This window comes from Vibrio sp. TRT 1302 (genome assembly GCF_050113875.1).
GTDB lineage: Bacteria > Pseudomonadota > Gammaproteobacteria > Enterobacterales > Vibrionaceae > Vibrio.
This window is the reverse complement of sequence record NZ_JBNJOF010000038.1, coordinates 1-8538: the sequence shown is the minus strand read 5'-3', so window position 1 is coordinate 8538 and position 8538 is coordinate 1. Positions and strand designations below refer to the sequence as shown.

The following is an 8538-nucleotide window of genomic DNA, read 5'->3' as shown; positions in this document are numbered from 1 at the left end:
CCGTTAGGGAGTTGCAGCAGCAGTTAGCCCTACTCGATATCCACCGCACCACGCGCAGCATTAAACGCTACCTCGATAACATCATTGTGGAGGTGTTTAACGTGGAGTGTGATTCGATGAGCATGCCCCATGTTTATCGGAAAACCTCAGAGCAATTACTGAAGCTCAACAAGCAAGAAATGCTCTATTGGCAACTGACCAACAAGTACTTACTACCGCTGGTTCCTGATGCACTGAATTATGGGCAAGGGTCCTCCTCGGAGAGAGACAAACCCTTACCACACAAGGGTTCAGCGCATTCAAAAGAGCAAGCATGGTTAGCCAAAGTACATGTGACATTGCCCACTATTCGCGAGTGGAGTGACGAGCAACGGCAAGTATTAAATGCGGTACACACGGCATTACTGCACAACCGTATGCTCAAGATATCTAGCCAAGTATTGCAGCAAGAGAAGGCGCTCATTGAGCCACTGGGACTCTCGGTTCAGTGTGACGCGCTCTTGCTGCTCTTTCGATTATCCGGCCAACACACGATACGCACCCTAGCCTTGCCTTTGATTGATGAGGCCAGTGTATCGACGTTTTCTTTTACCTATCCGACTGATTTCAATCTTGAGCGGTTCATGCGTGAACACGATGGAGTCAGTGCATCCTGAATTTCACTCACCGATAAGGAGAGCACCGTTATGACATTAACCAACACCCTACTCCGATACGCCGCTATGAGCGTGCTGTTTATCGGACTCACCGCTTGTGGCGACCAAGAAGAGACTCAAGCAGCAACGGCTGATATTGAAGTATCGATATCGACTAACCCTCACTGGGGAACATTGGTCTTTGATCTGCAAGCCATCACCGACAGCACCGTAATTAGCAATGTGGTGATTAACCGTGGCAACTGCCGATTACCCGCAGGAACAGCCTCAGAGCTATCAAGAAACATTTCATTACAGTTCGGCCAAACCTACACCGGATACAGCAACAACTGCACCGTGGACAGCGTGAAAGAAATCGAAGTCACCTCCAGTGCTGGCACCTTTGTCTACACCTTCTAACTCTCAATTCCCAAATAACACACTCAACCAACTCGTAAGGATTAACTATGAACAAGTCATCTCTACTCATCACAGCAGCGTTAGTTTTCTCTACCTCTTCCGCCTTTGCTGGTGGAACACTGGGCGGTAACCCATCAGCAGATTCGGGTGCAGTTAACGTCAGTGTAGGCAAATGCACTCAATACAAAATGGATGTGAAAGCGGCGCAGCAGAAAGGTAAGGAAGCAGCAAGTATCACCGTTCCTGAAGGCTGTGAAGCCATTAAAGAAAAGTAATACCACCAGCGCCGCTAAAAAATGACAATGGGGAGCAATCACGCTCCCCATTTTTTAACATTCTATTAATTGAATTGATTGGAAAAATAAAATTTTTCCTTTACTTTTCAGACAGTACGTTCCTCGCTGGTTGTTTTTTTAAACATTCAATTAAACTAAGAAAATCCAAACTTTCATTTTGTAGTTTGCTTGACGCCTGCGCTCTCCATGCAAGATCCCCAGGCTCAACAAAACTTTTTCTTAACTCTCGAATAGTACTTAAAGCTTTTGCTGTCCATTCTTTAAAATCTGAGAGCTTCCAAAGATATACATTTGATAAATGCGTTAAAGCGCCAGGATAAACGGTCATTACAGGGGTGAGTAAAACCGGAAGAATATTCACTGCTTCAGACTGACATGAGCTGACATTTTCTCTCATCCACGTAGGGTGTGAAGATACTTGTCTAGCTTTCGTAATGCTTAAAGAGGAAGCATCTTGTGCATTAGCGTGGTCCTCAAAAACAATACAAAATTCTCCACATTGCCACCATGGATCTGGTGAACCAGATATCTCGACCTTCCCAGCATCATAACCAAGATGCACCCCTAAAAGTTTATGAGCTTCTTCAAACGATTCACTATGATTAAAACCTTCAAATATCTTACGCTCATGTTCTGCAAAATTGCGATCATGAGCCGTACCTAATGACTCAAGCATTGCTTCAATTTTCTCAACTTGGAGCATCGTAATTCTATCTTTATCCTCTTGCTCTTTTTGCTCTGCTGTTTGTTGCTGTGCATGCTTAGACACGTGGACTAACCAAGGGATATCTTTTGCTGCATTTTTTGCTCGTGAAAAATGTAACTGAGACTTTTTAAGAAGCTCGGGGTTATTCTCTCCCGCCAGATAAGCTGCTGAACCAGCCAGATACTCCCACAAGGCTCTATAGCCATATAAACTTCCATCTGTCATTAAACCTAGGATTGTTTCTGCTTGACTCAGTGCTTCCACATAGTCTTGTTGCCACATCGCAGCCTGATACTTAACTTCATGTTTCACACAATCTTTTAACTGCTGAATGCTCGGGAAAGTTTTTTGTGTTGAACTCTGTCTACAGTCAACAATCATTTGGTTTGCGTCTTCCCATTCCTTTCCATTTTCTAGGAATATGCTCAGATTATCTTCAAACTGTTGTATCGTGGAGTTTTTTGATTGCTCAACGCCAAACTCAAGCTCGGCTTGTAACTCTGGGTGGAAATACTCTCTGCGTCTTGGGTCTACCAAATAATCCGGTAACTCCTCACCTGTAACAATAACAGCAGAGAAATCATTAAGTGAGCGCGTACAACGTCCAATAGCCTGTAGAACTCGCGTTTGAATTCGCTCATTGAACAGAACATTTGCCCCCATTCTAGACATTAGAAATCTTTCTTGAGAGTTAACGGACTTAGGCAGACCCTCAATAAACAATAATCGGCATTCGTCTCCGGGAAAATCAATGCCATCATACCTATTAGCTACGACAGCCACCGCAGAATTAGTATTTACAAATTGTGATTTAGAGTGCTCGATATCATCAGCAGTGAAAGTAGTTAAAGACAGGTTGTCTTCGATATCTTTGACTACTTCTGCTTTCATCTGTTCACTTGGTACAAGCACTAGACTTCTAGATGATTGCTTAAGAAGCTTTCTTCTTAGTTCCACACTATCTGTAGCATTCAAAGAAAGAGTAGGAAAGATAAAAAAGCGCCTACCCACACCTTGTGTGTCCCAACCTTCAGGTATTGGTAATCGCTGAATATTATTCCGTCCGAGTAGCCTTTCTAAGTCACCTCCCTCACCGAGGGTCGCTGACATATAAATCCTCTGTTTGGCAGAGTGAAAAGCCTGATGAGTCCACGTCGGAGCAATGAGAGGCCGAATCAAAATCTCCGTAGATGACATATAAAAATGACAACCCCGAAGATTATGTCTCAATAGAGACCAAGCGTATTTCAAATCAGAGTTTTTTGTATGTGTGTCGAGGACCTCACAAATTTCATCGTGAAGCTGGTCTAGTACAGGCGTAGGCAGTTTATCAACCCACGATTTGTCTGTTGGGCTATCCCACTGTCCCGTCAAACGAGTATAGCTAAGAGGGTCTAAATAACTTTTTAGCAGTGTTGATAGTGCACTATGAACCGCATTGTGCTTCTCGTTAAATCGCTCAACACGTAAAGACCACAACTCAGTCACATAATTTTCAGCGGCATGCGCATCGTCAACAATAATAACATCTGCATCATCAAAATACGGTTTAGTGTTAAATAAACTGCTATAAGTTGTAATCGCAATATTTTCTCGCAACTTATACTTAGTTTCATCTTGAGTAGAATACTCATGCTTTGAACCCGTGAAACCAACAACTGATAGACCATACTTTTCTTCTGCTTGAGCAACGGCTTGATGCACTAATTGCTTGTTTGGACATAGATAAACAACTTTTTCCTTGAACTTGCGTCGCCTCCACTCTGCGATCAAGAGACCAACTAAGGTCTTTCCGCTACCCGTTGGCAGTTGCAATGCGACATCTTTAGCATTTACGGCCGTCGCCGAGTAGTTTTGCATCATTGATTTTTGGTGTGGTAACACATCTGGAATCTTGCGTCGTGGTAGATCTCTAAAGAGACCATCAGGTGAATCTGGAGCTTCTGCCTTAGGGGGCATTTTTACAAAAGCCATACAATCCTCACTTTAGCGTTGCAATATTGGAGAAAACAATTAATAAAAACATTGCAGCCTCCCCAGCAGTATGCAATTAAATTTTTAAAGCAATGTGATTAAATCTAGGTTTCATATCAAGAACTTCCAGTCACTTCAAATTCTGTAAACCAGCAATCTAGATTGATGCTCCGCCGTGTGTAACGCATCCACCTTCAGATATATGTTATCTACAAAAACGCAAATAACAGGTAATAGCGGCTTGTTAGATTGAGCCTACAAACCGCATTATTACATCAATCGATATCACTTCTAGCAGCATCAACTGCTAACGAATCCGCTATCTCATTCCCTCTGACACCAGAATGCGCTCTAACCTTTTTGACTTCGACGTACCTTTCAGAGAGAAGAGCATCGACTGTCTACCACAAGCGGCTATTTAAAATCGTGCTTTAATCCGCTCTACGCCAGTTTTTCTTCTTCCAGCTATCACAATGTCTGAAGGCAGTGAAGCCAGCAAAGAAAAGTAACTTCACCAGCAGCGGTAAAAATAACAATGGGGAGCATCACGCTCCCCATTCTTTTTTGCTTCTATACACCAGTTTGAAGGTATATGTTATCGATAAAAAACACTCTTGACCTTGGTAGAACCAACTTCATATAAGACTTGAATAGTATGACCATTCACAGATTTGTACTTGTCCCAAGCTCCGACAACACCAAGTACTGGTACTTTTTTCTCTAACATCGACTCAACAGGCTTCCCCATCATCTGATGAACTAGTTCCTTGGATGAGATATTCTTTAAGTCGTCCATAAAGAAGTTAGGATTAGTGGCAACAATCAATTTTAGAACGCTGCTGTTTGCGTCAAATTGAAACTCCAGCCCATTATCAAAAGTTCGAATGTAAAATTCTTCAGTGTAGCCATCCATCGTCGATGGCACATTACCTGTTATTAACGCTGCAAACTTAGGGTTTTTCACAAGGTCTTGATAAGTGCAGCCAATAAAATCTAAATAGTTCATCTAATACCATCCATTTGCTTTATTTAAGCGGTGGAGCTCTTCTCTAGCGTCCTCAAGTTGCTCATCAGTGTAGCCATTTTCTTTTAAACATGTCTTAATCGCATCAAAATTCGAATTTACTGCCGCTTCTAGATCACCTGAATCAACTTGCTGCTTTTCAAGTTTATTTCTTCCACCATATGTTTCACTACACTTTTGATGAATCTCTCTCGGGATCGCTACTCCAGCACCTGAGTTAATAATTTCTTTCTTTTCATCAGCAGTTAAAGGACGTCCAAGCATTTCTTCCGCAGCTCTTAACAATGCCGCCTGAGATGGAATATGATCTATATCCATTCCATCCTTTTTGCTTCTTGGCGCTAAGTCGCCATAAGTGCCTACTTCCAGTGGTTTTACCTTAGTAATTCCAGCACTACGCTTATTAAATACTAAGTACAAGGGGGACACGCCAGAATCCGCAGGGAAAGTCACAATATACTCAGCAAGCTCTTCCTCGGGATAGAGCGCTGTACCTATCTCTTGTTCATGCTCTTCGATAGGACGAACCCAGATATTGTGAACATCGAGCTGATCATTTTCGGGCAATACAGTATCAGGTGTTAGTACATCCGTTGAGCCATCCGGTGTCCATGTAATGGTAATCCCATTATCTAGCTCAGCAACAAAGTGCTGTTCTTGTTGTTCCGCCTCACGCTTCGCAACTCGCTCACCATAGGCGCTACCGTCTCCCGTTTTGATGCCGACCACTTGCTGTTTACCATTCTCGTCTGTGTACATATTGAAACGTACACGCATCGTCGTAGTGTCATCGGTCGCAAAATCTGGATTTCCATCTAAGGTGCCGTCCCCAAGCTGAGACGGCCATAAGGCGGCCACTAGAAAGCCCCCCATTCGCGCAAAGCCTGCTAACGCTTCTCCTGAAATCGACCATGTGCCTATCGTATTTGTCGTACTGGAACTAAGAATGCCAAGGTTGGTTGCCGCGCCATTTGCGGGGATCGCAAGTAGTGCCGTTTTACCATAATCGGTTGCTTTAGAAGCCGTGGTGATGGTGGTTAAGTTCGTAACGGGCAATTCTTTCTCAAACAGACTATCGCTGTTTATCGCCTTAAACTGGGTTCCTGAGATAAGCGAGTCAGAGTAATCATAATGCGTGTTCGCCAAGCAGCTATAGGTGCAAGGGGAGAGCGGAGGTAAATCGGTCGCTTTTTCTGGAGTGCTCTGGTTTTCTTCAACGGCCTTAACGGTCAGCGTATCCCCGACTTTCAATGACATCGGGTCAGCGTTGTACTGCGGATTCAAGTCCAGTAATTGTTTCGCCGACAAGCCATATTGCTCTGCAATGGCTCCCCATGATTCTCGTTGGTTGGTTTTAGAATCCGTTCCAACAGTATGCGTTTCTGGTTTATTCTCAGCTTTCTCCGTGCCCGAGGGTTGAGTGGTTTGCCTTTCCGTGACAGGTTGGTTGGGCGCAGCAAGCAATTCGTTGATATCGAGCTTAATACCATGTTGAGCCAACCAGTCATCATTGAGGTTGTCGAGCTCTTCTCGGGCAATTTGCTGTTCAAGATAAATCAGATGTTGGTTTTCAACGTCTTTACCTTCGAGCTTCCAGTAGACCAGAATGGCACTTTGATAGATGTTGTAGCCTTGCTCATCATTGAGCTGCTCGTGAGTGGAACGTGTCGCGTAGAAGGCCCACTTGCCATTGCCAAGCAGCTTGTACTCTTGAACTAAACGGCCATTGTAAAAATGGTAGTAGTAGCCTTCTGTTGGTAGCCCCAAACGCTCACCAATCTGCACTGAAGGGACAACTGGGATAAATGCCTCTCGCACTACACCAGAGCCTATTGGCTTCACCTGCACATTGTCGGGAACGCTAATACCCAAAGCATTGGAAGCCACTTTAGCGACTAATTTTTTCGGTTCATCAAAGGCGGTATGAGCGGTATATTTTGTACCGTGCTCGGTTGCCTCCGTCTGCCAACGGCCAATCAGGGCTTCTTGTTTGGTTTTCGCCAATTCAAACGCATACCCCACGCTTTTTCTCAACGTCTCATCCGAACAAGCCACTTCAAAGCAATATTCGTATTGCAGTTTTGGTGGGGCATCTGAGGTATCGGGTTTCACGGGCTCAGGAACATAGGTTTCTTCAATGTTTGGCGCATAGCCCGCGGCGCTTTGAGTGGGCGCAGCACTGCCCGCACTACCGCCTGACATTCTCATTCTGGACAGGTAGGCATTCTTCGCTTCTGGCGATAACGCCTCTTGCCCTTCCGCCGACAAGCTCCATGATTTGCTCATGCCATCTCGGAGCATCACTGGCTTCGAAGGGGAATCCGTCAATAGTGCTAACTCACCACTTTTCAGCTTGTCCATAAAACTGGAATAGCTCATCCCCTGAGGGAGTGCTGAGCCTAACGCTCTTTCGTCCAGCCTTCCAATATCACCTTCAACCTGACCAAACTCATATGCCATCAGTTCGGTTAACCGTACCACTCGATAACCCACAATCAAATCCATCCGCTACTTTCAATGGGTGTATTCTACCTAAGCTGCGGGAGTTGCAGGATTTATAACCATAAGTTCTGTCTACCAATTGCAGACATTGTGATTTTCACCCACTGGAACCAAACCTATTGATAATGACTTAATCATTAACCAACTTAGCCCAAACAAAAATAGGGCATAGCTTGAGAGGTGCTACCCTCCCAAACTATGAATTCTTGTATTAGTCAGCTTCCGCCGCTTCAACCGCCAACAGGTCAGCTCTTTCATTCCCTTCAATACCCGAATGTGCTTTGACCTTAAATACCTCGACATACTTCCTAGAACTCAACTCGTCCACTTGTTGCCAAAGCTGGCGGTTTTTAACCGGTTTCTTATCCGCTCGACGCCAACCTCGGTCTTTCCAATCGTCCATCCAAATGTTGAAACCTTTCACACAGTAATCGCTGTCCGAATAGATAAAGTCCCCATCTTCTGCGTATTCCAACGCTTCAATTAAGGCCAGTAGTTCCAGCTCAGCATTGTCGGTTTTTCGATTGATGGTAAAACTCTCTTCATGAACAATCTCATTGTCTTCATCCATGACCACCAGCCCGATACCACCTCGTGTACATCCGTGTTGGTTGTTTGGTGCAGCGCCGTCTACGTAAATTGAATAGCTCATTTTTTATCTCTCTCTAATTGTAAAAAGGGCGCATGACTTTGCTTAGCCAGCGCCCCGTTGATGATGTGATTTGATGTTTGTGTTACTGAAAGGATTCTTGGTTGTCTCGCAGTGCTAGACGTTGCTCCATCCATTCCTCTATTTCACTTTCGACCCAAGCCACGGCACGTCCACCGAGTGGGACACTCTTCGGAAAATCGGTTTCATCAGCCATGAACTTGTAGATAGTGGAGCGGCCTAACCCTGTTAGTGACATCACGTCTTTAAGTCGTAGAAATTTCATTTTCACTGGGAATCGTCTCCTGCTTTGTATATACCCATGTGATAAG

The 8538-nt window shown here is 44.4% G+C and carries 8 protein-coding genes and 1 pseudogene; 3 read left to right on the top strand and 6 right to left on the bottom strand.

The features are described 5' to 3' along the window. From ACQEXP_RS21070 to ACQEXP_RS21060, 3 genes are all read left to right on the top strand, one after another. On the top strand, positions 1–656 hold a 656-nt coding region (locus tag ACQEXP_RS21070), incomplete at its 5' end, for a WYL domain-containing protein (RefSeq protein WP_426971444.1). Positions 657–686: 30 nt separating this feature from the next. Continuing rightward, a complete protein-coding gene (locus ACQEXP_RS21065) occupies positions 687–1055 on the top strand; it encodes a hypothetical protein (protein WP_031428488.1) in 369 nt (122 codons plus the stop codon). 47 nt (positions 1056–1102) lie between these two features. Continuing rightward, positions 1103–1330 (top strand): hypothetical protein, encoded by a 228-nt coding sequence (locus ACQEXP_RS21060; RefSeq protein ID WP_031428486.1) that lies wholly within the window; start codon positions 1103–1105, stop codon positions 1328–1330. 100 nt (positions 1331–1430) lie between these two features. On the opposite strand, the gene ACQEXP_RS21055 is transcribed toward ACQEXP_RS21060, so the two are convergent. From ACQEXP_RS21055 to ACQEXP_RS21030, 6 genes and pseudogenes are all read right to left on the bottom strand, one after another. Further along, complete coding sequence (locus tag ACQEXP_RS21055) at positions 1431–4031, bottom strand: DEAD/DEAH box helicase (RefSeq protein ID WP_029827264.1); 2601 nt, start codon at positions 4029–4031, stop codon at positions 1431–1433. Between the two features lie 275 nt (positions 4032–4306). Next, positions 4307–4501, bottom strand: a pseudogene (locus tag ACQEXP_RS21050) (RNase H family protein); the annotation flags it as partial. A gap of 125 nt (positions 4502–4626) precedes the next feature. Beyond that, the gene (locus tag ACQEXP_RS21045) at positions 4627–5037 is read right to left on the bottom strand and encodes a hypothetical protein (protein WP_029827263.1); all 411 of its coding nucleotides are present in this window, start codon (positions 5035–5037) and stop codon (positions 4627–4629) included. Further along, positions 5038–7560 (bottom strand): T6SS effector antibacterial DNase, encoded by a 2523-nt coding sequence (locus ACQEXP_RS21040; RefSeq protein WP_426971443.1) that lies wholly within the window; start codon positions 7558–7560, stop codon positions 5038–5040. 208 nt (positions 7561–7768) lie between these two features. Next, the gene (locus ACQEXP_RS21035) at positions 7769–8209 is read right to left on the bottom strand and encodes a ribonuclease HI (protein ID WP_426971442.1); all 441 of its coding nucleotides are present in this window, start codon (positions 8207–8209) and stop codon (positions 7769–7771) included. Positions 8210–8291: 82 nt separating this feature from the next. Next, the gene (locus ACQEXP_RS21030; protein WP_010440638.1) at positions 8292–8492 is read right to left on the bottom strand and encodes an AlpA family transcriptional regulator; all 201 of its coding nucleotides are present in this window, start codon (positions 8490–8492) and stop codon (positions 8292–8294) included. Positions 8493–8538: the final 46 nt, after the last annotated feature.

What these genes read in the sequence shown, in the direction of transcription:
- ACQEXP_RS21045 (WP_029827263.1), bottom strand. Translation starts at nt 5,037, where the DNA reads ATGAACTATTTAGATTTTATTGGCTGCACTTATCAAGACCTTGTGAAA.
- ACQEXP_RS21065 (WP_031428488.1), top strand. Translation starts at nt 687, where the DNA reads ATGACATTAACCAACACCCTACTCCGATACGCCGCTATGAGCGTGCTG.
- ACQEXP_RS21030 (WP_010440638.1), bottom strand. Translation starts at nt 8,492, where the DNA reads ATGAAATTTCTACGACTTAAAGACGTGATGTCACTAACAGGGTTAGGC.
- ACQEXP_RS21055 (WP_029827264.1), bottom strand. Translation starts at nt 4,031, where the DNA reads ATGGCTTTTGTAAAAATGCCCCCTAAGGCAGAAGCTCCAGATTCACCT.
- ACQEXP_RS21060 (WP_031428486.1), top strand. Translation starts at nt 1,103, where the DNA reads ATGAACAAGTCATCTCTACTCATCACAGCAGCGTTAGTTTTCTCTACC.
- ACQEXP_RS21035 (WP_426971442.1), bottom strand. Translation starts at nt 8,209, where the DNA reads ATGAGCTATTCAATTTACGTAGACGGCGCTGCACCAAACAACCAACAC.
- ACQEXP_RS21040 (WP_426971443.1), bottom strand. Translation starts at nt 7,560, where the DNA reads ATGGATTTGATTGTGGGTTATCGAGTGGTACGGTTAACCGAACTGATG.